The organism is Streptomyces sp. NPDC059850 (assembly GCF_042731515.1).
Lineage (GTDB): Bacteria > Actinomycetota > Actinomycetes > Streptomycetales > Streptomycetaceae > Streptomyces.
The window spans coordinates 78,855-103,913 of sequence record NZ_JBHWJI010000031.1 but is presented as its reverse complement, the minus strand read 5'-3'; the positions used below and the strand labels follow the sequence as shown (position 1 = coordinate 103,913).

Genomic DNA, 25,059 nt, shown 5'->3' with positions numbered 1-25,059 from the left:
CGTCGTGGGTGCCCTGGCTGTTCGTGGCCCCCGCCCTGCTCCTCTTCGTCGTCTTCAAGTACCTGCCCATGGCCAAGGGCGTCCAGCTGAGCTTCTACGACGTCCGGCCGTTCCTCGGCAATCTGTGGGTGGGCCTCGCCAACTACCGGTCGGTCTTCGCCGATCCGCAGTTCCAGGCCGCGCTGGGCCACACCGTGCTGCTGGCGGTCGGCGGAACCATCGGCTCCGTCATCGTCGGCTTCGTCCTGGCCCTGCTGCTCGAAGGCCCGGCGCGCTCCCTGTGGTTCATGCGCTCCGCCGTCTTCCTGCCGGTCGTCACCGCCACCGCCGTCGTCGGCGAGATCTGGCGGCTGCTCTACTACCCGACCAGCGCCGGGTTCCTCAACACCGTCCTCGGCTTCCTCGGCATCGGCCCGCTGCACTACCTCGACCACACCAGCTCGGCGCTCTGGTCCGTGATGGCGGTCACCATCTGGACCGGCGGCCCGTACAACATGGTGATCGTGCTCGCCGGGCTCACCCAGGTCGACCGCGGGCTGTACGAGGCGGCCGCCCTCGACGGCGCGAACACCTGGCAGCGGCTGCGCCACATCACCCTGCCCGCGCTGCGTCCCGTCGTCACGATCCTGCTCACCCTCGCCGCCATCCGCGGGTTCCGCACCTTCACCGAGGTCTACGTCCTCACCGGAGGCGGGCCCGCCGGATCCACCGACGTCTGGATGACCCGGATCTACCAGCTCGGATTCACCCGCAACGAGATCGGTGTCGCCTCCGCCGCCGCCACGCTGCTGTTCCTGGTCACGGTGTGCCTGACGGTCGCGATGCAGTGGTACCAGCGACGGAAGGAGGCCCGGCCGTGACCCTCTCCCTCGCTTCCCGTGCTTCCCGTACTTCCGGGCAGCGCCCCGGCGTCGGCGTCTCGCAGAGCGTGGAGACCGCGCTCGGCTGGCGCACCGGCCGCAGCCATCTGCTGAGCATGGCGCTCCGTGCCCTGCTGTGCCTGCTCGCGCTCGCCGTGTTCGCCGGGCCGCTGATCGTGCTGTTCTCCGGCGCGTTCGACAACAACCCCGACCCGACGAAGCTGTCCGTACTCCCCAACTCCCCGACGCTGGAGAACTTCAAGGTCGCGGGCGAACGCGACGTCTGGCACTACCTCGCCAACTCGCTGATCGTCGCGGGCGGCGCGCTGCTGCTCCAGGTCAGCGTCAGCGTCTTCGCCGCGTATGCCCTGGCCCGCAAGCGGTTCCGGGGGCGGGCCATCCTGTCGCTGCTCTTCCTGACGACGATGATGCTGCCCGAGGAAGTCATCGCGATCCCCCTCTCGCTCGTCCTCGGCGACCTCCCGGTCATCCATCTGAGCCTCAAGGGCACGCTGCTCGGCATGATCCTGCCGCTCGGCGCCTGGGGATTCTCGATCTTCGTGATGACCGAGTTCATGAAGGAGCTGCCCGCGGAGCTGGAGGAGGCCGCCAAGATCGACGGCGCCGGGGAGTGGCGCATCTTCGCCCAGGTCATGCTGCCGCTGTGCCGCCCGGCGCTCGGCGTGATCACCGTCTTCGGCTTCATCATGATCTGGGATCAGTACCTGCTGCCGCTGATCGTCGCCAACGACCCATCGGACTACACCCTGTCCGTCGCGCTCTCCACGATGCGCAGCGACACGATCGGGCCGGGGCTGGTGCTGGCCGGTTCGCTGCTCGCGCTCATCCCGAGCCTGATCGTCTATCTGCTGCTGCAGCGGTCGCTGATCCGAGGCATGACGGCGGGAGCGCTGAAGGGCTGACGGCTGCTGTCTCTCGTCCTTTCCCCACCCCCACCCCCACTGATGAGGTCCGTATGAGACTCACCGGAGTGCTCTTCTTCCCCGTCACGCCCTTCGCCCCGGACGGCAGCGTCGACGAGAAGACCCTCGCCACCCACATCGAGCAGGGCGTCGCCGCCGGTCCTGGCGGGGTGTTCGTCGCCTGCGGCACCGGTGAGTTCCACAGCCTGGAGCCCGGCGAGTACGAACGCGTCGTCCGCGTCGCCGTCGAGGTCACCGGCGGCCGCGCCCCCGTCTACGCGGGCGCGGGCGGACCGGTCGCGCTGGCCGACCGGTTCGCGCGCGCCGCCGAGCGGGCCGGTGCGGACGGGCTGCTCCTGCTGCCCCCGTACCTGGTCACCTTCCCGCCCGAGGGCCTGGTCCGCTACGTCGGGCAGGTCACCGCCGCCACCCGGCTGCCCCTGATCGTCTACCAGCGCGGCAACGCCGTCTTCACCCCGGAGACCGCCGCCCGCGTCGCGTCCATCCCCGGGGTGACCGGCTTCAAGGACGGCACCGGCGATCTCGACCTGATGCAGCGCATCGTGCTCACCGTGCGCTCCACGGTCGGCGAGGACTTCCAGTTCTTCAACGGCATGCCCACCGCCGAGATGACCGTCCCCGCCTACCGTGCCGTCGGCGTGGACCTCTACTCCTCCGCGGTGTTCTGCTTCGCCCCCGAGGTCTCCCTCGCCTTCCACCGGGCGGTCGGCTCCGGCAACACCGCGACCGCCGAACGGCTGCTGGCCGAGTTCTTCCAGCCGCTGGTCGCCCTGCGGGACACGGTCCCCGGCTACGCCATCTCTTTGATCAAGGCGGCGGTGCGGCTGCGTGGGCTGGACGTCGGCGGGGTACGACCGCCGCTGGTGGACCCGAGCGAGGAACACCTCGCCGAACTTCAAAAGATCATCGACTCCGGACGAGGACTGGTGTGACCACACGTATGCGCATCAAGGACCTGGTGATCACCCCGATCGCCTTCCGCGACCCCCCTCTGCTCAACGCGGACGGCGTCCACGAGCCATGGGCGCTGCGCAGCATCGTGCGGCTCGTGACGGAGGACGGGGTGACGGGCCTCGGCGAGACGTTCGGCGACACCCTCCACCTGGAACGGCTCGCGGCGCTGCGTCCCCATCTGACCGGCCTGAGCGTGTACGCGCTGGGCGAGCTGTACGAGAAGGCGGCGGTCCTCTTCGACTACGCGGGCGGCAAGATCTCCTCCTTCGACCTCGGCCGGGTGCACGCCGCCGTCGAGGTCGCCTGCCTCGACGTCCAGGGCAAGCTGGCCGACCGCCCGGTGAGCGATCTGCTCGGCGGCGCGGTGCGGGACTCCGTCCCGTACAGCGCGTACCTCTTCTACAAGTGGGCCGGGCACCCGGACGCGGAGGAGGACGAGTGGGGCGCCGCGCTCGACCCCGAGGGCGTCGTTGCGCAGGCCCGCCGCATGATCGACCGGTACGGCTTCGGGTCGATCAAGCTCAAGGGCGGCGTCTTCCCGCCGGACCAGGAGATCGCCGCCATCCACGCCCTCCGCGAGGCGTTCCCCGACCACCCGCTGCGGCTCGACCCGAACACCGCCTGGACGCACGAGACCTCCCTGGAGGTGGCCCGGGCCTTGGACGGCGTCCTCGAATACCTGGAGGACCCGACCGGCGGCATCCCCGGCATGGCGCGGGTCGCCGCCGCGTCGCCGCTCCCGCTGGCCACCAACATGTGCGTGGTCGCCTTCGACCACATCCCGGCGGCCGTCGCGCAGGGCGCGGTGCAGGTCGTCCTCGGCGACCACCACTACTGGGGCGGGCTCACCCGCACCCGCCACCTGGGCACCCTCTGCGACACCTTCGGGCTCGGCATGTCCATGCACTCCAACTCGCATCTGGGCATCAGCCTCGCCGCCATGACCCACCTCGCCGCCGCGACCCCCAACCTGACGTACGCCTGCGACACCCACTACCCGTGGAGCGCCCAGGACGACGTGGTGCGGCCGGGCGCGCTGACCTTCGTGGACGGCGCGATCCCCGTCCCCACCGGCCCGGGCCTCGGCGTCGAGCTGGACGAGGACGTCCTCGCCCGGCTGCACGAGAACTACCTGACCTGCGGGCTGCGCAAGCGCGACGACACGGGGTACATGCGGCGAGTGAACCCGGACTTCACGGCGGGCCTGCCACGGTGGTGACCCGCCGCCCGAACGGCCCGGCCATCGGGGGGCTCAGCCCTCCCCGGCCGGGCCCACGACCTCCGCCACCGCCTCCCGCGCGGAGCGGTGCGTCCGGGCCCGCAGCGGTGCCAGCCGTACGACCGCGCTCTCCAGCCACCGCGGATCACCCAGCCGCGTCTCCGCACCGGCCTTGTGGGCCTGATGGATCAACGTGCGCACCAGCATGACCTCGCTCACGCTGTAGCGCCGTTCGTGATGGCTGTACCAGGCCCGCCAGTCCACGTACGGGTGGCGCAGCGTCGTCCACAGGGCGCACCCGTAGCGCCCGAAGTCGGGGGACCGCAAACCCAGCGTCGCCCCGGCGGTCCTGGTGGTGGCCCAGCGGCCGGTCGCGGCCGTCAGGTTCACGATCATCAACCTGGGCCACGGCACCGTACGAGGTTCTTCACCGCTCACCCGGTGACAGATCCCCTCTGGGCCAAGTTCCAGGTACGCCCCACGCTTACGCCCCGGATCTCCCAGAAGCCACCGGCCGTCCGCTGCCCGTTCCAGAGGGCCCAGATGCACCCTGACCACCTCCCCGCCGGGAACAGTAACGAACAACGAATCCGACAGAAACAGAAAAACGATGACACTCGACTCCTCCGGGCACATCGGCGCGACGGCGTACCTCTATCCCTGGGACGTGGCCGGTGACCCGGCCGCCGCCGAGCGGATCGCGGGCCTGGGGGTGGACGCGGTGGCGCTGGCCGCCGCGTACCACTCCGTACGGGCCGCCACCCCGTTCCACCCCGCGCACCGGGTGGTCGACGCGCACCACGCCGCGCTGTACCTGCCGGTGCGGGACGAGGCGTGGGCCGGGTCCCGGCTGGTCCCGGGCACCCCTGACTGGATGCCCCGCCCCGACGCGTTCCTGGCGGCCCGCGACGCCCTGCGCGCCGTGGGCCTCCCGGTCCACGCCTGGACGGTCCTCACCCACAACACCCGCCTCGGCCGCGCCCACCCCGACCTGGCCGTACGGAACGCCTTCGGCGACCCGTACCCGTACGCCCTGTGCCCCTCGTCCGCCGAGGTCAGGGCGTACTGCACCACGCTGGTGCGGGAGGTCCTGGCGCTGGGCGAGCCGGACGGCCTGGTCCTGGAGGCGTGCGGCCCCCTGGGGCTCGGGCACGGCGGCCACCACGAGAAGACGGCGGGCGCGGATTGGGGCGCCTCCGTGGACCACCTGCTGTCGTGGTGCTTCTGCGCCGCCTGCCTGCCCCGCTACGAGGCGGCCGACCTCGACCCCCGCCGCCTCCGCCACCAGGTCAGACAGTCCGTGGACGACGGCACCCCGCTACCCCCCGCCCTGCTCTCGACCCTGCGTACGATCCGCACCACCCTCACCGCCGAGCTGCGCCGCGAGGTACTGGCCGCCACCTCCGGCCCCGCCCCCATCACCCTCCACGCGAGCGCGGACCCCTGGGCCACGGGCCCCTTCGCGACGATCGCCGGGGACGCCGCCCCACCCCCCGTGGACACCCTGGTCGCCTCCGCCTGGACCAGCGCCGACCAGGGCGCCGCGAACCTCACCGCCCTGCGCCCCCTGGCCGCCCCGGCCACCCGCCTCGCCGCCTACGTCCCGGCCCTCCCACCCCGCCCGGCGGACCCTTCAGTCCTGGCCGCCGAATGGACCACCTGCCTGGCAGCGGGCGCGGACGAGCTGCACCTCTACCACCCGGGCCTCGCCTCCCAGGCCCGCCCGCACGGCTCTCGACGCGGTCAGGACAGGGCCAGAGGTCTGATACGCTGATCCAGCGACATCGACGCGGGGGAAAGCAAAAACCACCGCCGAGAACATCGCAGGCAGTACGACCCCCCCAACGGAAACCCGTTAGGCCCGTACGCCGCCTTGTGCGAGACTCGTGCTCGTACACACGCAAGGTCCTGTGGAGCAGTTTGGAGTGCTCGCCACCCTGTCAAGGTGGAGGCCGCGGGTTCAAATCCCGTCAGGACCGCTGCGGCTGGGTAGCTCAGTTGGTACGAGCGTCCGCCTGAAAAGCGGAAGGTCGCCGGTTCGACCCCGGCCCCAGCCACCGCCGAAAAGCCCCCTCCCGGTTCGCCGGAGGGGGCTTCTTCGTTGCCGCTGACGCCTGCGGCCATCCGCTTCGGACATCAACGTCGATGGTCACATGTGGCTGATGGTCGCCCGCTGGGTCGGCTCAGCGCGGCAGCGGGCCGGGATCGGTGTCAGGGACGATGCCGATCGGCCCGCCGTCGTCCGAGTGCTGGCGCGCGGTGCAGCCATTCCCGGCGGGACACCGCTGGCCGTCCCGGCAGTCGGAGCAGCCCAGGGCGTGGTCGAGGAACCGTGCCCAGAGCGTCTCCTCGGGCGGGGCGGGGTGTGCGCCGCAGGCGGGATCGCATGCCCACACCTCGTACGCCGTCCGAGTCGTCCCATGGTCGATAGTGACTGCGCCCAGCGGCCGGTCGACGGTGAGGTGCGCGCCGCAGAGAACACAGGCCCAGCCCTGGAGCTGTGCGCGGGTGAGCGTGGCCGGATCGAGGTCGGCCGCAGTCGTCATCGTTGCCGCCTGACGGGGGCGTGGCGATTGGGGAGGGCTTGCTCGAAGGGGTCGCGCTGCTTCGGGAAGGTGGGCGCGCAGTCGGGGCAGGCGTAGACCGTGCCGCCGCCACCGCTCGCGCCGTACCCGATCGCGACCACGACCGGTTCCCTGGTGGTCGTTTGGCAACGGGCGCATACCTGAACGCTCACCGGCCCGTCGCCCCCTCGACGGGCTCAGCGGCGATTGCCCGTACCAGGGCCTCGCGGAGCCGGGCCGCGTCGATCAGGTACCGGTCCGGTCCCACCGGAACGCGCCAGTGCAGGCGCGGACCAGCCCTCCAGTGCGCGGGCGGCACGCCGACGTACGTAACCTCGGCGCCGTGCGCACCGAGCGCCTGCACCTGAGCCATGCCTCGCCAGTGCTGGGCATGGCCCGTCGGGATGAGCCAGTACATCAGGCCGTAGTCGGCGATGACGGCGCCGGACGCGTCGCCGAGTAACGCCAGCGCCCGTTCCCCGATCTCAGCGGGCGCGCGCAGGACGTCCCAGTGCGGGCCGACCTTGACCATCTCGACGTCGCTGCCGCGCGGCGGCGTCCATAGGGTGGGTGTTCTGGGGTGCGTTTGCACGGGGTCTCCCGGCGTCATCGGTGATCAGGTGATGACCGACCGTAAGAGCGCCGAAAGCAGGGCAGGGGCAGGAATCCTGCCCCTCGAACATTCAGGCGGCCAATACGCCGATCTTCACCGCGAGTTCGGCAGCGCGACGGCGATGCACCTGAGACTTCGACTCGGTCTCTTCCAGGATGATGCGGCGGGCGTAGCCGTTGTACCGGATCGTCTCCGGCGCGGCCTCATACGCCTTGTCCAGCGTCGCCAGCGCGGCCTCCGGCTGCCCGTCCAGCTGGTAGCCCCGGGCTTCCTCGATCCGGTGCCGGGCTCGCCGCGGCCGCGAGGGAATCGTCCTGGCGTCCGCCTTCGCGGCCTGCCGTACGGACTCCCCGCCCGCATGCAGCTCGACGGCGACCGTGACCGCGTGCGCGCCCATGACGGCCCGGGAGAACGAGGTCGCCGGGTGGTAGTAGTCGGCGGGCAGCCGCTTGGCCACCTTGCGGGCGGTGTCCCAGCGGTTCCAGGCGGATCCGGTGTCCCCACGGCGAGCAGCGGTATACCCGGCCTCGAACTGCAGGGCACCCGCGATGGCACGTACATCGTCCGACGCGTCCGGCAACAGCGGCGTCAGATGGCGCAGCGTCTTGAGGGTGACCGCGTCGGCCGCGTCGAAATGGGCGGGCCCGCTGTCGCGGTGGGCCTGAGCGGTGAGCCAGGCGGCGACGCCGATCGCGTGCGGGTCCTCGCTCTCCTGGGCGGCCACCATGCCGCGCTCGGCCGCACGCCACAGCAGGGCCGAGTCGGGCTGATAGGCCAGGAAGAACTGACTCAGGCCATAGACCTCGGCGAGCACGGCCTGCGCCGCCCGCCGCTCGGGGGCCCGGTCGGCCTGGCGGACGGCGAGCTGCGCATCCCGGATGAGGCCCGGCAGGAGACCGCCGATCACCTCACGGTGGTTGGGCGCGGAATGGCGCGCGGACCAGGCACTCGCGAGACGAGCACTCAGGTGCGCGGCCGAAGGCGCTTCGCGGTCGGCGGCGAAGGGAAAGTCGTCGATCGCGTCCCGCACGGCGGGCAGCTTGGCGTGGCCAGGTCCGATGAAGAGGTCGACGGGCATGGTCTGATCCCCCGTGAGTTCACCGAGGTTACGAACACGCAGCACTTCGGCGACCCGCAAGATCATGGGCAGCCCCGGGGTATGGAGCGTGCCGTTCTCCACCTGCTTCACCCAGCTCGGAGACTTACCGAGCAGACCGGCGAGAACGGTACGGCTCATGCCCCGACGTGTACGGAAGACCTGCATGCGCTGACCGAAGACCAGCGGGTGATCCATCGGGTCCGGAGTGACATCAGATGGCATGACCTTGCCCCTCTCTGTGCCCAGCTCGTCACCGCCAGGGTATGGGCCAAGCCCCCTGCCATGTGAGGCCGTTCACCCACAGGCCCGACGAGAACCCCGAAGACAACGAGCAGTCACAGCCCAGCACCAAGAGCTGAGCTACAACCTTCTCCACGAGATCAAGTCGCCGCGCAAGCGCGGCGCGCGCGGCCCGGCGGCGCGGGCCGCCGCTCATGCCTCCGCCCCGCTCCGGCCCGACCGCCGGACCGCGCCAGCAGCGGGCACCTTGGCTGAGGAGAAGGGCGCCGTCGTGGCTGGGGGTCGGCTCCACGGCTTTAGGCACCTCCCCGGTCCGGGTCCCGCGTCGGGCAAGGCCAGGGGGCCACTCGTTCAAATTCCGGGCAGGTCCAAAGCCTGCCCGAGTTGCCAACCAGCGTACGGCCCCCTGACCATGCCCGACCCCAGACCGGGCAGGCCACCGCCCAAACCCGCTCCACCGACTCCAGCGTCTGCGGCGCCAAGGACCTACTGCCGACTACACGGACGTAGCGGATTGGTGGCGCTTGCGCGAATGACTGGTTACCCCTGAAATAGCTGTACCAGCGCCAAGACCAGTGCTGGTACAGCAAGTACCGTGGCGAGCACAGTACTTCTTGCCACCGTGGCATTACTCGGATTCCATGAGGTCCAGAACGATGCGATGGCCGGTGGCCTCACTCGAATCTCAACCCTGTAATCAAATACGAGTACCAGCCAACGATAAAGGATCATTGCGGCGCCAGCGAAGTAGAACTGGAAGTCACCCCACCCGCCCTCATGCCATGGATGCGCGAGCCAGCCTCCAGCCACGGAAAGAAGCGGAATCGAGACAAGTGCATGCCACTTCGAGATGCCGCTCTTGAACCTCCATAGCTTGGTAGCCATTTGGTCAAAGCTGTCTCGAATCTCTCGCGCAATCCTCTCCACGATTGCCGCATCAGGGTGCTTCACTGACCAACTCGACACATCCTGCATCCTGTACGGAAACAGCAGCCAGCGCATATGCCACCTGCTGGCTCCCGGGTGCGCGCCGAAGTGCAGCAGCGCCTCCGCCTCATCGGTATGGCTGCACTTTACGCGGATTTCCAGGTTCTTGATTAAGCGGACTGAGTTGTCGAGTTCGCTGACGAGGTCGTCTACCGTCGAGGCTTTGACGTAGTAACCGCGCCCAACCGTCACACACTCAATCTCCACATCTTCACCGAAAAGGCGAACGACCTCGTTGATCAGGTCCTTAACCTTGGCAAGGGTCGGCCTTGCGCCGAAGTAGTCCCCGCCCCTCCACTCGCGCCGCATGGCCGCACTGTAGCCGACGCATGCCTCTTCGTGAGCGCCTCGATCGCAAGCAGCCACATGAACCAACAGGGCTGCCGGGCCGGGTGGTTGGAATCGACCATGACCCCGACGACCCCGCTTCCTGACATCCACACCTGACATCAACGTCGGCAGACAACACCGACTCAATAACCCGCAGCCGCCCGCATCCCGAGTGCTCGGGGCATTTGGGCCCGCCGGATCGAACTCCTGGGGCGATGGTCAGCAGGTGCTGTACAGCAACACGCGACCCGAACGAACGCAGATCCGATCCGCCCGTAGCTCTGGAGGACGTATCGCCTGACGCCAGCCGTGACGCCAACGGCCGCGTACGCCGACGCCAGCAGCGGACGTCAGCGGACCGCCCAGCCAGGCGAAACGGGCACCGGCAGCGGTCTTACTCGGCCTGAAAAGCGGAAGGTCGCCGGTTCGACCCCGGCCCCAGCCACCGCCGAAAAGCCCCCGACGAGATTGCTCGCCGGGGGCTTCTTCGTTGCCGCTGACGCCTGCGGCTGACATCAATGGCGCCGGACTGCTGACCGCTGTGGCCGGTCACACCCCTGCTCGGGTCAGATCCCAGCACGCCCACACGATCACGATCGATGGCACCAGGATGGTCACCGAACCGAGTGTGATCCCAGCCCATGCCCAGCACCGGTTGCCTCTTTCGCTGCCCCGCATGTCCCGCAGGGCGTTGACACCCGAGACAACCGCGGCGATCGCCATGGGCGCGAAGAAGGGGAAGGGAAAGAAGCGAATCCGCTGCGGAATGGTGGACGGCAGCAGCCAAGGGCCGATCAACAGCACGACGGCGGCAATGCTCAGCACCCACGATGTCTTGCCCATCACCTTCACAAGCCCCAGATCCCCCGCAAGTGGCCAGGTGTTCCACCTGACAGACGTCACGGTCCGGAGACTAGGCATCGGTGGCGTACTCCGCCTGAGCACGGCTACTCACATCGGTTGATCTGAACGGTTGCGGTACAGCGTCGAAGTTGTCGGTGGCGGTCTGGCGGCCCAGGCCGATCCAGCCGGTGCCGTCGTCGGTGGGGGTGCGGCGGCGCGTCGGATGGTGGTGCGGGAGGGCAACCCGGTGGGGGGTTGGGGGCGTCACTGGGGGCGTGGGCAGTGCTTTGGGGATTGTGCGGCAGTTGGTGTGCTTCGCTCGGCTGCAGACGCGCAGTTGTGCGTTCGCCGTGGCGTTGCTCGCCGGGGTCGCGGCGTCAGCGGTGGTGCCGCGGTTGCCGGTGGCCCGGTATGACCTGTTGCTGGTCTACGGGCTGCTGCTCACCGTGGTGTTCCGGTGGTGCGGGTGGGAGACCGGGCGGGATGTGGCGATCATCGCGGTGTGCCATGCGATCGGGCTGGCGTTTGAGCTGGTGAAGGTGTCGCTCGGGTCGTGGAGCTATCCGGAGCCCGCGGTGTTCAAGTTCGCCGGGGTGCCGTTGTACGGCGGGTTTCTGTACGCGGCGCTGGGGAGTTACGTCTGTCGTGCTTGGCGGCTGCATGATCTGGAGCTGGTGCGTTATCGGCCGTGGCCGACGGCGGTGGTGGCCGCGGCGGTTTATGTGAACTTCTTCAGCCACCACTGGCTGCCCGATGTGCGCTGGGTGCTCGCCGTGCTGCTGGTGGCGGTCACCGCCGGTACGTCGGTGCGGTTCACCGTGGGGAGCGTGCGCTACCGCATGCCGCTCGCGGTGTCGTTCGCGCTGATCGGCTTCTTCCTGTGGCTGGCCGAGAACATCGCCACGTACGTGGGGGCCTGGCGCTACCCGAACCAGCTCGACGGGTGGCAGCCGGTCGCGGTGGAGAAGTTCGGGGCATGGGCGCTGCTGGTCAGCGTCACGGTGGTGCTGGTGGCCGCCGTACAGCGGCCTGGAGCGGTGCCCAGACCAGTGCGATGATGCGACACATGTTCGTACAGTTTTGCGCCGCTGCCGGGGTGCTCGCCGTCCTGACCGTGGTGCCCGGGCCGGACATGGCCGTGGTGACGAAGCGGGCCGTCTCGTGCGGCTGGCGGGACGGCTTGCGGACGGCCGCCGGGATCACGACCGGGCTGCTGGTGTGGGGTGTGCTCACGCTGGTGGGGCTGGCGGCGGTGCTGGCCGCGTCGGCCGTGGCGTACACCGTGGTGAAGCTGGCCGGAGCGGCGTATCTGATCGTGCTCGGGGTGCAGTCGTTGCTGCGTAGTCGGCGCGGGCAGGGCGGTGCACCGGCGGCGGGCGCGGGCGCTCCGGCGGGTCATCCCTGGCGCACGGGGCTGCTCAGCAATGTCTTCAATCCGAAGATCGCCGTCTTTTATACGGGGCTGCTGCCGACGCTCGCCCCGGACGGGCTCTCGCCCCATCTGGGGATGGCGATCCTGGTGCTGCTGCACGCGACGATCACCGCCGTCTATCTCGCCGGGTACGTGATGCTGCTGGCCAAGGCCCGCGGCTTCTTCGAACGGCCCGCCGTGCAGCGGGCGCTGGACCGGGTGACCGGGGTCGTGCTGATCGGGTTCGGGGTGAAGGTCGCCGCGACGCGGGGCTGAGCCTCATCCCGGTGAGGGGAACGGCCTTGTTCAGGCCGTCTGACGCGCGTACGCCCCCGCCCGCGCCGCCGCCACCGCGGCCTCGGCGGCGCGGTCCGCGGCCGCTTCGTCCAGCGGGAGGCCGCTGGTCAGGAGGCGGTGGTAGAGGGGGGCGGAGACGGCCCGGATCACCTCGTGGGGGTCGGTGTCCTCGGGGATCTCCCCGCGGTCGACGGCCTGCTGGACGCAGGGCGCCCACTCCTGGACCCGGATCTCGTAGAAGCGGTGCAGGGCCTCGGCCGTCTTCGGGTCGCAGACGGCGGCCGCGATCACCGCCTTGAACAGCGCGCCCTGCCGCGGGTCGGCCAAGGTCCGCTGCACGAGGCGGGCGTTGGCGGTCAGGTCGCCGAGCAGCGAGCCGGTCTCGGTGCGCGGGAGCGACTGCTCGGCCATGTCCGTCAGCAGGTCGGCCACCAGGCCGGTCACCGTGGACCAGCGGCGGTAGACGGTCGTACGGCCCACCTCGGCGCGGCGCGCGATGTCCGCGAGGTCGAGGTGGGCGAAGCCCTGCTCGGCGAGGGTGTCCCCGGCCGCCCGCAGCACCGCCGTCCTGACCCTGGCCGTACGTCCGCCAGGGCGGACCGTTCCCGGATCCGCCATCTCAGCGCCCGCCATAACGGGACTCCTGTTCCGTTAGCCTGCTTTCCCTGCTACGTTTCAGGCTAACGGAACCACAGAACCGTTAGAGGGGCTGGTCATGGAATACAGACGGCTGGGCGCATCCGGGCTCCAGGTCCCGGAGCTGAGCTTCGGGGCCGGGACCTTCGGCGGCCGGGGGCCGCTGTTCGGCGCCTGGGGCAGCACCGACGCGCGTGAGGCGCGCCGCCTCGTGGACATCTGCCTCGACGCGGGGCTCACGATGTTCGACACCGCCGACGTCTACTCCGACGGCGCCTCCGAGGAGGTGCTGGGCGAAGCGATCAAGGGCCGCCGGGACCGGGTGATCGTGTCCACCAAGACCGGCCTGCCGACGGGAGACGGACCGGGCGACGCCGGTACCTCCCGGTCGCGCCTGATCACCGCGTGCGAGAAGGCCCTGCGCCGCCTCGGCACCGACTACATCGACCTCTTCCAGTTGCACGCCTTCGACGCCGGTACGCCCGTCGAGGAAGTCCTGTCCACGCTGGACGACCTCGTACGGGCCGGAAAGGTCCGCTACACCGGGGTCTCCAACTTCTCCGGCTGGCAGACGATGAAATCCCTCGCGCTCGCCGACGCGCGCGGCCACCAGCGCTATGTGGCGCATCAGGTCTACTACTCCCTCATCGGCCGCGACTACGAATGGGAGCTGATGCCCCTCGGGCTCGACCAGGGGCTCGGGGCGCTCGTCTGGTCCCCGCTGGGCTGGGGGCGGCTCACCGGCAAGGTCCGGCGGGGCGAGCCGCTGCCCGCGCACAGCCGACTGCACCGGACGGCCGACTACGGCCCGCCCGTCGAGGACGACCACCTCTACGGCGTGGTCGACGCGCTCGACGAGATCGCGGAGGAGACCGGGCGGGCCGTACCGCAGATCGCCATCAACTGGCTGCTGCGGCGGCCGACCGTCTCGTCCGTCATCATCGGCGCCCGTAACGAGGAGCAGCTCCGCCAGAACCTCGGTGCCGTCGGCTGGGCGCTGACGCCCGATCAGATGGCGCGGCTCGACGCGGCGAGCGGCAGGACGGCTCCCTATCCGTACTTCCCGTACCAGCGACAGGAAGGCTTCGCCCGGCTCAACCCGCCGGTGTGGTGATACCCCTGGTAACGGGCGGGCGCAGGGGTATGGGCGGGGCGGGTGGGTAGGGGCGCGGCAGAGTCCGGGGCCGGTCGTTCGGGTGGTTCCGGCAGCCCCCTCATGCCCCGCCCCCTCATACCCCGGGAGAGACATGGCGTCACGGCCGTTGACCTTCGTCGTCGGAACCGGGCGGTGCGGCTCCACCGCCCTGTCGGAGGTGCTGCGTCTGCACCCTCACGTCCTCAGCCTGAGTGAGCTGATGGCCTCGCTGGAGCCGGGCGCGCTGCCCGAGGGGCCGCTGTCCGGGGAGGAGTTCTGGGAGATCCTGGCGAGCCCGCCGGTGTTCGCGAACCGGCTGATCCGGGAGGGCTTCGGGCTGCCGGAGCACACGTATCCCGGCCTCGGCGGGCGGTTCTCGGCGGAGGGGGCGGAGGGGAGCGGGATACCGGCGGTGGCGCTGACGACGCTGCCGCATCTGAGCGACGACCCGGACGCGCTGTTCGACGCGCTGCGGCCGGTGCTGGGCGCGCGGCCCCGGGGGCCGGTCGGGGACCATCACCGGGCCCTGTTCGACGCGCTGGCCGAGCGGTTCGACAGCCGGGCGGTGGTGGAGCGGTCCGGGTTCTCGCTGCGGCTGGTGCCCCGGCTGCGGGAGGTGTTCCCGGAGGCGCGGTTCGTCCATCTGTACCGGGACGGGGCCGACTGCGCGCTGTCGATGAGCCGCCACCCCGGCTTCCGGATGATCCAGCTGATGCGGGAGGGCGGCGACGTTCCGGGCGAGCTGGCCGCGCTGATGAGCGACGAGAGCGCCGAGGTCAAGCCGCTGCTGACGCGGCCGGTGCCGGTGTCCGCGTTCGGGCGGCTGTGGTCGGACACGGTGGTCGAGGGGATGGCGTACCTCGACGCGCTGCCCGCCGGGCTGGTGCTGCCGCTGTCGTACGAGGCGCTGCTCGACGCCCCCGACGCCGAACTCACCCGCCTGGCGGCTCACTTGGGCGTCGAGCCGCTGTCCGGGTGGCTGGCCGGGGCGCGCGTGCTGCTGGACGGCGGGCGGCGCGGCAGCGCCGAACGGCTGCCGCCCGCGGAGCTGGCGGCGCTGCGGGAGAGCTGCCGGGCGGGGGCGCGGGCGCTGGGGGTGTAGGGCGCGCCTGTTGTACGACGGGGCGCGGGCCGTGCCGGTGCCCGGCGCGGGGGCGAGGCGCGGGGCCGGGTCCGCGCCCTGCCGTACCCGGGGCGGGGCGCGCCGCGCCGTACGGCCCGCGGGGCCGGGGACGCTGCCGGGCGACGGTATCGGCCACGGTGCGCTGATCGGTCGGGGCGGCGGCGAGGCCGGTGTCGGCGAGGTTGTCGCCGTTGGCGAGGTACGGCACGACCAGCGCCGGGTCGACCGCTTACCCGACACGAGGCCGGTGGCCCGGCGCAGGGGCGAGGCGCGGGGCCGGGGCCGCGCGCCGTCCCCGGGGCGGGCCGCGCCGTACCCCGGGCGGGGCGCGCCGTACCCGGGGCGGGGGCGCGGCGCGCCGTACGGCCCTCGGGGCCGGGGACGGGCCCGGCCCCAGTCCCTCCGGCGTTTGAGGAGCGGGGCCGGGGTGGAGCCCGCCACGCGGCGGAGCCGCATATTGGTACCGCCGCCCGGGGCCGTGCGTGCGGCGGAGCCTCCGTCAGTAGCCCGCCTTGGCGTTGACGCGGCGCGGGTAGTAGCGCTCGTCGCCTCGGCGCTCGTACTCCTTCCAGCGGGGGGCGTCACCGGTCGGGTGGTCGCCCAGGATGGTGACCCGCTGGCCCTTGCGGTAGGCGGAGTAGTCGTTGATGGCGAGGTGCTGGGTCGCCCGGTTGTCCCACATGGCCACCGCGCCGGGCTGCCAGCGGTAGCGGCAGTTGAAGATCGGCTGCTCGGAGTGTTCGAAGAGGAACTGCAGGACCGAGTCGCTCTCGTGCCTGCTGAGCTGCGGGATGTGCGACGACCACATGCGGGTGACGTACAGCGAGCGGCGCCCGGTCTCCGGGTGGACCCGCACCACCGGGTGCTCGGCCTTCATCTCGCCGACCTCGGGCGCCTTGAGGACGTGGACGGCGGTCAGCCCGTCGAGCATCTCGCGGTACGGCTCGGACAGCGTCTCGTACGCCAGGTACTGGTTGCTCCACATCGTGTCGCCGCCGGACTCCGGGCAGGTGACCAGGTGCAGGATCGAGGCGACCGGCGGGTTGGGGCTGAAGGTGACGTCGATGTGCCACTCGTCGGCCTTGCCGCCCTTGTCGGACTCGATCAGCGCCAGCTCCGGGTAGCCCTCGACCTTCGGCAGGAACGGGTGGGTCTCCACCTCGCCGAAGCGCTTGCCGAGGGCGATGTGGGCCTCCGGGGTGAGGTGGGACTGGTCCGGGAAGAAGATCACCAGGTAGCGCAGCAGCAGTTCGCGGATCCGCTCGAAGTCGGCGTCGCTGACGTTCGTCAGATCCATCCCGAAGATCTCCGCGCCGAGGGCGCCGGACACCGGGCGTACGACTGCTTCCTGTTTCTGCATGAACACTGCCCTTTCAGGTCTGGGGGATACGGTGGGCGCGCGGGTCGGGCAGGACGCCCAGCTGGTGGAGGCGGTCCAGGAACGTCATCGGCCGGGGGCCCAGGCCGGACATGTTGTACGTGACGGTGTGCAACAGCCGGGGATTGCGCCCCGTGAAGCGGACCGCCCGCCGCCCCACGACCCGGCCGCGCCAGGTCAGATCGGTGACCATGCGGGCCGCGTTGTCGCTGGTGGTGGCGGCCTGGGCGAGGACCGGCCGCCGTTCGGCCTGGTAGGCGCGGAGCGCCGCGTCCACGGTGGCGGCGGAGGGCGCGGCTGTGCCGAGGTGGTCGGCGAGCTGGTCGGCCAGGGCGGCCGCGCAGGTGATCGCGGTGTTCATGCCCTGGGCGGCCATCGGGTGCACGGCGTACGCGGCCTCGCCGACGAAGGCCATCCCGGGGACGGCCAGCCGGGGCGAGAGGAATCGGGACACGGGCAGCAGCTGTCTGCTGTCCAGACCGGCCAGCAGCGGCCCGGACAGGGGTTCCAGCGCCGGAACCTCCGCCACCACCCCCTCCGCCCAAGCGGCCAGGGCGGCCCGGTCGCGGCTGCCGCGCAGTTCGTCGGGCGCGGTCTGGACGTACAGCCGCACCCGGTCGCCGGGCAGCGCGTACACCAGCCTCAGCCCGCGCGGGCTGAGGTACGCGGAGAAGTCGTCCGGGCGGGGCGCGCCCGCGAGGTCGAACGACACCAGCCGGTGCGGGTAGTCCACCCGCCGGGCCTCGATGCCCGCCGCGCGGCGCAGCCGGGACGAGATGCCGTCCGCCGCGACGGTCAGCGGCGCGTGGACCTCGTACCGCCGTCCGCCCTCGGTGACCGCCACGCCGGTGACGCGGCCCGAGCCGTCGTCGTGCAGGGCCTCCTCGACCAGGGCGCCCCGGCGCACCTCGACGGTCGGGCCGAGCCCTTCGGCCAGCGCGTCCAGGATGGTGAGGTGGTCGTGGGAGAGCAGCCACCGGTCGCCCTCGGGGAGCTGCCCGTAGTCCAGCGCCATCAGCGGCGCCCCGGCCGGATCGCGCACCACCAGGTGGCCCAGCCGCACCCCGGCCCGCTGCTCCAGCAGCCGTTCGGTCCCCCAGCGGCGCAGCACGCGCAGCGCGCCGGGCTGCAGCACCTCGCCCTTGGCGACCGGGCGGAGCTTCGGCTGCTTGTCGACGACGAGGACGCGCAGGCCCAGCGCGCCCAGGGCGCGGGCGGAGGCGAGCCCTCCGGCGCCCGCGCCGCACACGACGGCGTCGTATGGGGTGTTCTGCGTACTCGGCTCGCTCATGCGGAGGCCTCCCGGGGCGTGGTGGCCGTCCGCAGCCGGGCCAGGGCGCGGAGCGCGAGGCCGGAGGCGATCACGTCGTCCGCGTAGCGGTAGCAGAAGCGGATGTACTCGTTCACCGGCGATCCGGCCCAGCCGCCGTCCGGCCGCTGGGCGTCCGTCAGATAGCGGGCGGCGGCCGTCACGGGCTGTGAGCCGGGGTCGTGGCCCGCGGCGAGCAGCGCGTACAGCGCCCAGGCGGTGTCCTCGACCGTGCCCGGAGGGGCGCCGTCCGCGCCCGCCGAGGCGCCGCCCCAGGAGCCGTCGTCGTGCTGGGTGCGCAGCAGCCACGCGGCCGCCCGCCCGGCCGCCGGATGCCCGGCGCCGACCGTGCGGCACAGGGTTTCCAGTACGACCGACGTGCCCGCCGTGCGGCCCCGGTACCAGAGGGCCTCGTACGAACCGTCCGCCGAACCTCCCGTCCGCTGCTGCCCGATGAGCCAGCGCACGGCCTTCGCCACGCGCCGGTCGTCGGGGCGCGCGCCGTCGTCGAGCAGCGCGCGGACCGCCTTGGCCGTCATCTGCGGGCAGGGGCCGAACCCGCCCGGCTTGCTGTTCCGTACGGCCAGGCTCCAGGAGCCCGCGGAGTCCTGCGTCCGGGTCAGCCAGTCGATGCCGCGCCGTACGTGCGAGTCGTTGCCGCCGCCGGGGAGGCGCAGCAGCACCGAGCTGATCTCGGCGGTCTCCAGCGCCATGGGCCAGCTGTGCGCGCTGGAGAAGCCCCAGTAGCCGGGCGGGCAGGCGAGGGCGGCGAACGGGGCGTTCTGCTGGCGCTCATGGAACATCGCGCGGGTCGGCGTCAGGCGCGGGTCGTCCGCGTACCCCGCCTCCAGGAGGGCGGCGGCGGCGAAGCTCGACCAGGTGACGTCCAGCGGCATCAGCTCCCACCCGCCGTCCGCGTCGGCCGCCTCCCGCAGCCAGGCGGTGGCGCTTTGGACGATGTCCGGGGCGAGGCCGGAACGGGTGGTGCCGACGCAGATGAGGCCGGTCAGCCAGGGGTCGGTGCTGAACGACCCGCTCGTGCCCTCCCGTTCGTACGCCTCGCGCACGACGGCCAGCGCGGCGGGCCGGGCCAGCGCGTTGAGCCGCCGCCGCACCAGGCCCTGGGTGCCCCGGCGCACGGTGGCCTGGCCGAGCGCCATGCTCGCGAGGATCGGCAGCCGCAGGCTGAGCAGCCGCCGCGCGGGGCCGGGCAGCAGCAGCAACTCCAGGGGGAGGCGGGGCAGCGACGCCTCGTCCAGCCGCCCCGCGAGGGCGTCGAACTGCCGGATCAGCCCCGCCATCACCGGCTCCGGCAGCGCCTCGGGCCCGCCCAGCTGCGCCAGCCGCTGCCGCCCGGCGCGTACGGCGGGGGCCGCGTGGCGGGGGGCGACCAGGTCGAGCGCGTCGGTGACGACGGCGGTGGTCAGCACCTCGTCGGCCACCCCGCGCATGGCCCAGCCGCCGCTGTCGCGCTGCGCCTTGACGAGCCGGTCGGCGCCCCGGGTGAGGAGCGCGCCGCCGCTCCCGGCGAGGTGCAGGGCGATGAGGGCGAGGGCGGTGTTCGCCGGGGAGAACCGGTCTTCCGTCGCGTCGGGAGCGAACACACCGTCCGGCCGCCGCCGGGCGAACAGCGCCTCGGCACCGGCGGTGACGGCGGCGTCGATCCGGTCGGTCAGGGGTGAGGTCACCATGGGCTCGGACGGTCCTTCCGTAGTGCGGCGCGGAGGGTGTGGCGAGGGTCGGGGAGCCGGGGCGGACGCCGGTAGGCGCCCTGTCCCGGGGCTGGGGCCGGGTCGGGGCGCGGGCCCGATTCCGGGAGCAGACCCGAGTCCTGACCCGGGTCCAACTGCGGGCGCAGGCCCGGTTCCGGGGCCGGGAGCGGATCGGGGCCCTGGCGCGGGCCCGGATCCGCGCGCTGCTCCGCGCGCGTAGCGGCACCCGGGCGGGGGCCCGAGGCCTCGACGGCGCCCGGGCGGGGAGCCGCAGCCTCGGCGGTGCCCGAGCGGGGAGCCGCAGCCTCGGCGGTGCCCGAGCGGGGAGCCGCAGCCTCGGCGGTGCCCGAGCGGGGAGCCACGCCGTCAGCGGCAGCCGGGCGAGGAGCCGCAGCATCAGTGACGCCCGAGCAGGGAGCCACTGCCTCAGCAGCACCCGAGCGGGGAGCCACGCCGTCAACAGCACCCGCGCGAGGAGCCGCAGCATCAGTGACGCCCGAGCGGGGGCCCACACCGTCAACAGCACCCGCACGGGAAGCCGCAGCATCAGCAGCACCCGAGCGGGGAGCCACGCCGTCAGCGGCAGCCGGGCGAGGAGCCGCAGCATCAGTGACGCCCGAGCAGGGGGCCACTGCCTCAGCAGCACCCGAGCGGGGAGCCACGCCGTCAGCGGCACCCGCGCGAGGAGCCGCAGCATCAGTGACGCCCGAGCGGGGGCCCGCGCCCTCAGCAGCACCCGGGCGGGGAGCTGCGGCCTCGGCGGTGCCTGGGCGGGCCCCCGCAGCCTCAGCGGCCCCCGAGCGGGGAGTCGCAGCATCAGCAGCACCCGGGCGGGGGCCCGCGCCCTCGGCGGTGGCCGGGCGCGGGGGCGCGGCGTCGGTGGTGGCGGGAGGGCCCTGCCCCTCCCAGCCGTCCGGGGGGATTTCGTGGTGGGCGCGCAATGTGGCCTGGGTCAGCACGCTGAGGGTGAGGAGGGGGATCAGCACCGCCAGGGTCTGGGGCAGGGGCCAGCCGCCAGCAAGCACCGCGCCCGCCAGGATCAGCCGTTCGGCGACCAGCACCTCGTGGGCCCGTAGCGCCCGGACCTGGGTCAGCGGGGCCGCGCCGCGCAGCAGCGGGGTGAAGGCGGCGGTGCCGCAGGCCGCCGCGACGGCCAGCAGGGCGGCGAACGCGGGCCGCCCGGCCGGGGCGGCGAACGCGACGCAGACCATGGCGGTGACGATCGCGGCGGCGTACAGCAGGGCGGCGGTGCGCGCCGCGTAGCGGACGCCCCGCAGCACCGGAAGCGTGTGGTAGCCGCCGCTGCGGTCGCCGTCGACGTCGCGGAGGGTGCCGACCAGGTTGGACGCCGTGTCATGGCACCAGAAGGCGAGGGCGGCGAGCAGGACGGCGGGCCAGCGCGGCTCCCCTCCGGCGGTCATCGCGCCGAAGACGACGGTGAGCGCGGTCAGCGCGCCCCGCACCGCGTTGCCGGACAGCCCGCGGCCCTTGAACACCTTGCTGTACGCGACGATGCCCGCGATCCCCGCCGCGACCAGCAGCAGAGCGGTCCAGGCGGCGAGCGCGGTGATCACGGCGGCCGCGAGGGCGCACAGCACGCCGGAGGCCACGGCCGCGCGGGGGCTCAGCCGCCCCGAGGGGATCGGGCGCTGCGGCTTGCCGATGGCGTCCAAGTGGCGGTCGAAGTAGTCGCCGAGGTAGTGCCCGGCGATCCAGCTGAGGGTCGGTACGGCCCAGGCGGCCCACAGGTGCGCCGCCGGGGGCGAGCCGTCGGCCAGTGCGGCACCGGCCAGGCCCACCAGGCCCGGGTAGGAGAGGGTGTACAGCCGCCAGGTCTGTAAGTGCGCCCAAACGTGCGCCCAGGCCCCGGTGGCGAGCGCCCCGGGCACGGTCACCGCTCCCGGTCGGCGGAGAAGTCCGCGATGGCGGCGAGCGCGGCGGAGCCCTCGGTCGGCGGCAGTTCGGCGAGGCAGTCCTTGGCGTGGGCCACCTCCGCCCTGGCCCGCTCGCGGGCGGCGCGCAGCGCGCCGGTGGAGTCCAGGACGCCGCGTACGGAGTCGTAGGCGTCCTGCGCGGGCAGCGTGCCCCGCAGCGCGGTCCGCAGCGCCTCGCGCTCGGCGGCACCGGCCCGTTCGTACGCCATGAGCACGGGGAAGGTGGGGCGCCCGTTGGCGGTGTCGCTTAAGCCGGACTTGCCGGTGGCCGCCGTCTCGCTGGTGTACGGCAGCAGGTCGTCGTGCATCTGGAAGGCGAGCCCGAGGTGTTCGGCGTACGAGGTGAGGGCCCGCTGCCAGGGGGCGTCGGCGCCGCCGAGGAGGGCCCCGGCGTGGCAGGAGCCACGGAAGAGCGCGCCGGTCTTGAGCGAGATCATCGTGAGGTAGCGGTCGAGTCCGCAGGCCGCGTCCCCGGACAGCTCGGCCTCCATCGCCTGGCCCCGGCACAGGTCGCCCCCCGCGCGGGCCAGGACCCGTACGGCCTCCAGCAGCCGGTCGGCGGGCAGGCCCTGGTCGGCGCACTCGGCGACGGCGCCGAACATGCCCATGATCAGGGCGTCGCCGGTGACGACGGCGTCCGCGACGCCGTACCGCGCCACGACCGTGGGACGGCCCCGGCGCAGCGCGTCGCCGTCGATGACGTCGTCGTGGACCAGCGACCCGGTGTGCAGGTACTCCACGCCGAGCGCGGCGGGCAGGCTCTCCTCGTAGCCGCCGCCCACGGCCCTGGCCGACTCCACGAGCAGCAGCGGGCGCAGCAGTTTGCCCGCGGGCAGCAGGGCGTAGCGGGATATCCGGTGGACCCGCTCGTCGCCGGACGGCCAGCGGGATTCGAGGTCGCGCAGCAGCCGGGCGAGGGTGGGGTGGGCGGGGGAGAGCGGATCCGCCGGGGCGGTCACCGTGGTGTGCGGGGCGGCCGTCACGGGGTCTCCCCGCCGGAGGGGGCCGCGCCTCCCGGGGGCCCGCCGAACTCCCGTGCCTTGGCCGCCAGCTGCGCGAACGCGTCGTTGGCCGCGGGCTCGGCGATGGTCACCCGTACGCCCTCGCCCGGCTTGCCGCACACCAGGACGCCGTGGTCCGCGCAGAACTGGGTGAAGCGCTCGACGCCGGACTCCATCGGCAGCCACAGGAAGTTGGCCTGGCTGGGCGTCACCTGCCAGCCCTGTTCGGCCAGGGCGCCGTGCAGCCGCTCCCGTTCGCGGGCGGTCTCCTCGCACTGGCGGCGGATCGCGGCGGACTCGGCGAGGGCGGCGACGGCCGCGGCCTGGGCGGCGGCGCCGACCCGGTAGAAGGTCAGGGCGCCCCGCAGCGGCGCGAGGGCGCGCTCATGCCCCACGAGGTAGCCGACGCGCAGGCTGAGCAGGCCGTACGACTTGGAGAAGGTGCGCACCACGCACACCCGCTCGTCCTCCCGGTACAGCTCGATGCCATGGGCGACGGCGGCGGCGTCCGGGTCGGCGAAGTCGATGTACGCCTCGTCGATCAGCACGGTGACGTGGGAGGGCAGCAGGTCGAGGAAACGCCGCAGCGCCGCCTGGCCGACGGCGGTGCCGGTGGGGTTGTTGGGGTTGCAGACGATGACCAGCCGCGTCTGCTCGGTGACGGCCGCCGCCATCGCCGCCAGGTCGTGGGTCTCGTCCCGCAGCGGCACCCGCACGGTGCCGGAGGCGGCGTTGGCCGCCATCATCGGGTACGCCTCCCAGGACGGCCAGGCGTGCACGGTGTGGGTGTCCGGCCCGGTGTGGGCGGTGAACAGCAGCTGGAGCAGGGCGCCGGAGCCGGGCCCCACGGCCACGTCCCCGGGCTCCACCCCCAGGTGCTCGGCGATGGTCCGGGACAGACCGAACCCCAGCGCGTCAAGGGTGCGGTGGGCGTCGGCGGCGGTGTCCTGGACGGCCCGCAAGACGGCTGGAAGGGGTGGGTGGAAGGTCTCGTTCAGCGACATCTGATGCTGTACGGCGCCCTGGGCGAGCACCGGCTGCATTCTGTTCCAGCCGTCTTTGTCAGACATTGTTCCATTCCAATCCGCGGAAATTCTAGGGAAATCCCGCAAGGTTTGGATCGGCAGCACACCGAATGATGGGGGTGGTCGGTGGTGGAAGCGGCGGAGAATACGAAAATGGGCTCAGCGGGCCCAGCCCACGCGAACAGCGTGTTGACCAGCGGCCGTCGCTCAGCCGCCTCCATGAGTGTGGAGGGCGCCGGGACCTACGTCCAATAAGGATCTTCCCGGCATCCATAAACGCCTTTTACAGTGGTTCATGTGCTCGACATCCATCAGTTAGCTGTCATAGCCGGTGTGGCGCGCGCGGGTTCCTACACCGCCGCCGCCGAATTGCTGGGTTACACCCAGCCCGCCGTCAGCTACCGCATGCGCGCGCTGGAACGCACCATCGGCGTGCAGCTCGCGGTCCGGTCGGGGCGCGGCGTACGGCTCACCCCGGCGGGCCGCCGCCTGGCCCAGCACGCCGAGGTGGTGCTGTCCGCGCTGGGCGCCGTCGAGGACGAGTTCCGTACGTACGCCGCCCACGCGCGCGGCATGGTGCGGGTGTCCGCGATCCACAGCGCCTGCGCCTCGCTGCTGCCCGGCGCGGTGGCGCGGCTGCGGTCCGCCCGGCCCGACGTACAGATCGTCCTGGAGCGGGCCACCTCCCCGGACGCGTACCGCTCACTGCGGGACGGGACGTCCGACGTGGCCCTGGTGAGCGTCCGCGACGGCTCCCGCCCGGACGAGCCCGGCCACGGGACGGGAACCGATTCCGAAGCCGAAGCCGACCCCGACGCCGATGTGGTGGACTTCCCGCTGATCAGCGACCCGCGCTGCGTACTGCTCCCGTACGACCACCCGCTGGCCGACCTGCGGACGATCCCCCTCAGCGCGCTGGCCGACGAGGCCTGGGTGCTGGACGAGGACCGCGAGGAGTTCACCGCCGCCTGCGCCCGGGCGGGCTTCGAGCCCCGTACCGTCGCCATCACCAACGACCCCGCCACCGCCCACGACCTGGTCGCACACGGCGTGGGCGCGGCCGTGGCGGAGGGCCTGGCGCTGCCGCCGAGGCCCGACCCGCGAGTGGTGGCCCGCCCCCTGCGCGGCTGGCCGCCGCGCCGCGTGCACGCCCTGCTGCGGGCGGAGGCGCGACGGACGCCCGCGGTGGAGGCGCTGCTCGCGGCCCTGCGGGAGGCGGTGGAGGACCACCTCGCGGCGGACGGGGACAGCGGGGTGCCGCGATGGGGTAGAGTAGATCTTGCAACGCCGCCCCGAGGGGCGGAAGTTGATGCGTCGGTCGTCTAAGGCAAGATACTCGTCTCCAAACGAGGGATGTAGGTGCAAGGCCTGCTCGGCGCTCCATGAAAGATCCCTCTCCTGTTCGCCAGGGGAGGGATTTTTTGCGTGCGCCCGTCGCGGGTCGC

Annotated in this window: 24 protein-coding genes, 3 tRNA genes and 1 pseudogene; 13 read left to right on the top strand and 15 right to left on the bottom strand. The window is 72.3% G+C overall.

Annotated elements, in window-relative coordinates:
- The 4 genes from ACFV9T_RS25060 to ACFV9T_RS25045 form a co-directional block, all read left to right on the top strand.
- Positions 1–860: carbohydrate ABC transporter permease (locus tag ACFV9T_RS25060; protein ID WP_385444062.1), on the top strand; the 860-nt coding region annotated here is incomplete at its 5' end.
- Positions 857–1,783: a carbohydrate ABC transporter permease gene (locus tag ACFV9T_RS25055; RefSeq protein WP_385444060.1), complete on the top strand. Its 927-nt coding sequence runs from the start codon at positions 857–859 to the stop codon at positions 1,781–1,783. The genes ACFV9T_RS25060 and ACFV9T_RS25055, both read left to right, overlap by 4 nt.
- Before the next feature lie 53 nt (positions 1,784–1,836).
- The gene (locus ACFV9T_RS25050; RefSeq protein WP_385444058.1) at positions 1,837–2,736 is read left to right on the top strand and encodes a 5-dehydro-4-deoxyglucarate dehydratase; all 900 of its coding nucleotides are present in this window, start codon (positions 1,837–1,839) and stop codon (positions 2,734–2,736) included.
- Complete coding sequence (locus tag ACFV9T_RS25045) at positions 2,733–3,977, top strand: glucarate dehydratase family protein (RefSeq protein WP_385444056.1); 1,245 nt, start codon at positions 2,733–2,735, stop codon at positions 3,975–3,977. Before ACFV9T_RS25050 ends, ACFV9T_RS25045 begins: the two co-directional genes overlap by 4 nt.
- Before the next feature lie 33 nt (positions 3,978–4,010).
- Here ACFV9T_RS25045 and ACFV9T_RS25040 read toward each other — a convergent pair whose 3' ends face one another.
- On the bottom strand, positions 4,011–4,367 hold the full coding sequence (locus tag ACFV9T_RS25040; RefSeq protein ID WP_385444055.1) for a hypothetical protein: 357 nt from the start codon (positions 4,365–4,367) through the stop codon (positions 4,011–4,013).
- Between the two features lie 220 nt (positions 4,368–4,587).
- Here ACFV9T_RS25040 and ACFV9T_RS25035 point away from each other — a divergent pair, with 220 nt between their 5' ends.
- The 3 genes from ACFV9T_RS25035 to ACFV9T_RS25025 all read left to right on the top strand — a co-directional run bounded on the left by ACFV9T_RS25035 (position 4,588) and on the right by ACFV9T_RS25025 (position 6,034).
- A complete protein-coding gene (locus ACFV9T_RS25035) occupies positions 4,588–5,751 on the top strand; it encodes a hypothetical protein (RefSeq protein WP_385444053.1) in 1,164 nt (387 codons plus the stop codon).
- 130 nt (positions 5,752–5,881) lie between these two features.
- A tRNA-Asp gene (locus ACFV9T_RS25030) sits at positions 5,882–5,956 on the top strand.
- Between the two features lie 4 nt (positions 5,957–5,960).
- Positions 5,961–6,034 (top strand) — tRNA-Phe (locus ACFV9T_RS25025).
- A gap of 126 nt (positions 6,035–6,160) precedes the next feature.
- On the opposite strand, the gene ACFV9T_RS25020 is transcribed toward ACFV9T_RS25025, so the two are convergent.
- The 6 genes from ACFV9T_RS25020 to ACFV9T_RS24995 form a co-directional block, all read right to left on the bottom strand.
- Complete coding sequence (locus ACFV9T_RS25020) at positions 6,161–6,523, bottom strand: hypothetical protein (protein WP_385444052.1); 363 nt, start codon at positions 6,521–6,523, stop codon at positions 6,161–6,163.
- Positions 6,520–6,663, bottom strand: coding sequence for a hypothetical protein (locus ACFV9T_RS25015; RefSeq protein WP_385444050.1), 144 nt, complete (start codon positions 6,661–6,663; stop codon positions 6,520–6,522). The genes ACFV9T_RS25020 and ACFV9T_RS25015 overlap by 4 nt, the downstream gene beginning before the upstream one ends.
- 47 nt (positions 6,664–6,710) lie before the next feature.
- Positions 6,711–7,151 (bottom strand): hypothetical protein, encoded by a 441-nt coding sequence (locus tag ACFV9T_RS25010; protein WP_385444049.1) that lies wholly within the window; start codon positions 7,149–7,151, stop codon positions 6,711–6,713.
- Positions 7,152–7,224: 73 nt separating this feature from the next.
- Entirely contained in the window at positions 7,225–8,475 is a 1,251-nt protein-coding gene (locus tag ACFV9T_RS25005) for a helix-turn-helix domain-containing protein (protein WP_385444047.1), read from the bottom strand.
- A gap of 558 nt (positions 8,476–9,033) precedes the next feature.
- A complete protein-coding gene (locus ACFV9T_RS25000) occupies positions 9,034–9,789 on the bottom strand; it encodes a hypothetical protein (RefSeq protein WP_385444045.1) in 756 nt (251 codons plus the stop codon).
- Between the two features lie 570 nt (positions 9,790–10,359).
- Entirely contained in the window at positions 10,360–10,713 is a 354-nt protein-coding gene (locus tag ACFV9T_RS24995) for a hypothetical protein (protein ID WP_385444043.1), read from the bottom strand.
- A gap of 236 nt (positions 10,714–10,949) precedes the next feature.
- On the opposite strand from ACFV9T_RS24995, the gene ACFV9T_RS24990 reads away from it, so the two are divergent.
- Both ACFV9T_RS24990 and ACFV9T_RS24985 read left to right on the top strand, forming a co-directional pair.
- Positions 10,950–11,711 carry a DUF817 family protein gene (locus ACFV9T_RS24990; RefSeq protein ID WP_385444073.1) on the top strand — a complete coding sequence of 254 codons (762 nt, stop codon included), beginning with the start codon at positions 10,950–10,952 and terminating at the stop codon, positions 11,709–11,711.
- Positions 11,712–11,719: 8 nt separating this feature from the next.
- Positions 11,720–12,340: a LysE family translocator gene (locus ACFV9T_RS24985; RefSeq protein WP_385444041.1), complete on the top strand. Its 621-nt coding sequence runs from the start codon at positions 11,720–11,722 to the stop codon at positions 12,338–12,340.
- Between the two features lie 30 nt (positions 12,341–12,370).
- Here ACFV9T_RS24985 and ACFV9T_RS24980 read toward each other — a convergent pair whose 3' ends face one another.
- Entirely contained in the window at positions 12,371–12,994 is a 624-nt protein-coding gene (locus ACFV9T_RS24980) for a TetR/AcrR family transcriptional regulator (protein ID WP_385444040.1), read from the bottom strand.
- 82 nt (positions 12,995–13,076) lie between these two features.
- Here ACFV9T_RS24980 and ACFV9T_RS24975 point away from each other — a divergent pair, with 82 nt between their 5' ends.
- Positions 13,077–14,111, top strand: a complete 1,035-nt coding sequence (locus ACFV9T_RS24975; protein WP_385444039.1) for an aldo/keto reductase — start codon at positions 13,077–13,079, stop codon at positions 14,109–14,111.
- A 133-nt stretch (positions 14,112–14,244) separates the two neighbouring features.
- Positions 14,245–15,234 (top strand): sulfotransferase family protein, encoded by a 990-nt coding sequence (locus ACFV9T_RS24970; protein WP_385444038.1) that lies wholly within the window; start codon positions 14,245–14,247, stop codon positions 15,232–15,234.
- Positions 15,235–15,355: 121 nt separating this feature from the next.
- On the opposite strand, the pseudogene ACFV9T_RS24965 reads toward ACFV9T_RS24970, so the two are convergent.
- The 7 genes and pseudogenes from ACFV9T_RS24965 to ACFV9T_RS24935 form a co-directional block, all read right to left on the bottom strand.
- Positions 15,356–15,484, bottom strand: a pseudogene (locus tag ACFV9T_RS24965) (cobalamin biosynthesis protein CobW); the annotation flags it as partial.
- Positions 15,485–15,754: 270 nt separating this feature from the next.
- Positions 15,755–16,615, bottom strand: a complete 861-nt coding sequence (locus tag ACFV9T_RS24960) for a TauD/TfdA dioxygenase family protein (RefSeq protein ID WP_385444036.1) — start codon at positions 16,613–16,615, stop codon at positions 15,755–15,757.
- A gap of 13 nt (positions 16,616–16,628) precedes the next feature.
- On the bottom strand, positions 16,629–17,924 hold the full coding sequence (locus ACFV9T_RS24955) for an FAD-dependent oxidoreductase (RefSeq protein ID WP_385444035.1): 1,296 nt from the start codon (positions 17,922–17,924) through the stop codon (positions 16,629–16,631).
- Positions 17,921–19,633, bottom strand: a complete 1,713-nt coding sequence (locus ACFV9T_RS24950; RefSeq protein ID WP_385444033.1) for a prenyltransferase/squalene oxidase repeat-containing protein — start codon at positions 19,631–19,633, stop codon at positions 17,921–17,923. The genes ACFV9T_RS24955 and ACFV9T_RS24950 overlap by 4 nt, the downstream gene beginning before the upstream one ends.
- A complete protein-coding gene (locus ACFV9T_RS24945) occupies positions 19,627–21,549 on the bottom strand; it encodes a UbiA family prenyltransferase (protein WP_385444032.1) in 1,923 nt (640 codons plus the stop codon). Before ACFV9T_RS24945 ends, ACFV9T_RS24950 begins: the two co-directional genes overlap by 7 nt.
- Complete coding sequence (locus ACFV9T_RS24940; RefSeq protein ID WP_385444030.1) at positions 21,546–22,571, bottom strand: polyprenyl synthetase family protein; 1,026 nt, start codon at positions 22,569–22,571, stop codon at positions 21,546–21,548. The genes ACFV9T_RS24945 and ACFV9T_RS24940 overlap by 4 nt, the downstream gene beginning before the upstream one ends.
- Positions 22,568–23,659: an aminotransferase class I/II-fold pyridoxal phosphate-dependent enzyme gene (locus ACFV9T_RS24935; protein WP_385444029.1), complete on the bottom strand. Its 1,092-nt coding sequence runs from the start codon at positions 23,657–23,659 to the stop codon at positions 22,568–22,570. The genes ACFV9T_RS24940 and ACFV9T_RS24935 overlap by 4 nt, the downstream gene beginning before the upstream one ends.
- A 252-nt stretch (positions 23,660–23,911) precedes the next feature.
- Here ACFV9T_RS24935 and ACFV9T_RS24930 point away from each other — a divergent pair, with 252 nt between their 5' ends.
- On the top strand, positions 23,912–24,940 hold the full coding sequence (locus ACFV9T_RS24930; protein WP_385444027.1) for a LysR family transcriptional regulator: 1,029 nt from the start codon (positions 23,912–23,914) through the stop codon (positions 24,938–24,940).
- Positions 24,926–24,997: transfer RNA gene (locus ACFV9T_RS24925), tRNA-OTHER, on the top strand. Before ACFV9T_RS24930 ends, ACFV9T_RS24925 begins: the two co-directional genes overlap by 15 nt.
- The last annotated feature ends 62 nt before the right edge of the window (positions 24,998–25,059 follow it).

Coding starts and splice junctions, on each gene's coding strand:
- ACFV9T_RS24935 (WP_385444029.1), bottom strand. CDS start 23,659: ATGTCTGACAAAGACGGCTGGAACAGAATGCAGCCGGTGCTCGCCCAG.
- ACFV9T_RS25000 (WP_385444045.1), bottom strand. CDS start 9,789: ATGCGGCGCGAGTGGAGGGGCGGGGACTACTTCGGCGCAAGGCCGACC.
- ACFV9T_RS24950 (WP_385444033.1), bottom strand. CDS start 19,633: ATGGTGACCTCACCCCTGACCGACCGGATCGACGCCGCCGTCACCGCC.
- ACFV9T_RS24975 (WP_385444039.1), top strand. CDS start 13,077: ATGGAATACAGACGGCTGGGCGCATCCGGGCTCCAGGTCCCGGAGCTG.
- ACFV9T_RS25005 (WP_385444047.1), bottom strand. CDS start 8,475: ATGCCATCTGATGTCACTCCGGACCCGATGGATCACCCGCTGGTCTTC.
- ACFV9T_RS24955 (WP_385444035.1), bottom strand. CDS start 17,924: ATGAGCGAGCCGAGTACGCAGAACACCCCATACGACGCCGTCGTGTGC.
- ACFV9T_RS25020 (WP_385444052.1), bottom strand. CDS start 6,523: ATGACGACTGCGGCCGACCTCGATCCGGCCACGCTCACCCGCGCACAG.
- ACFV9T_RS25035 (WP_385444053.1), top strand. CDS start 4,588: ATGACACTCGACTCCTCCGGGCACATCGGCGCGACGGCGTACCTCTAT.
- ACFV9T_RS25010 (WP_385444049.1), bottom strand. CDS start 7,151: ATGACGCCGGGAGACCCCGTGCAAACGCACCCCAGAACACCCACCCTA.
- ACFV9T_RS25050 (WP_385444058.1), top strand. CDS start 1,837: ATGAGACTCACCGGAGTGCTCTTCTTCCCCGTCACGCCCTTCGCCCCG.
- ACFV9T_RS24960 (WP_385444036.1), bottom strand. CDS start 16,615: ATGCAGAAACAGGAAGCAGTCGTACGCCCGGTGTCCGGCGCCCTCGGC.
- ACFV9T_RS24985 (WP_385444041.1), top strand. CDS start 11,720: ATGTTCGTACAGTTTTGCGCCGCTGCCGGGGTGCTCGCCGTCCTGACC.
- ACFV9T_RS24980 (WP_385444040.1), bottom strand. CDS start 12,994: ATGGCGGGCGCTGAGATGGCGGATCCGGGAACGGTCCGCCCTGGCGGA.
- ACFV9T_RS24970 (WP_385444038.1), top strand. CDS start 14,245: ATGGCGTCACGGCCGTTGACCTTCGTCGTCGGAACCGGGCGGTGCGGC.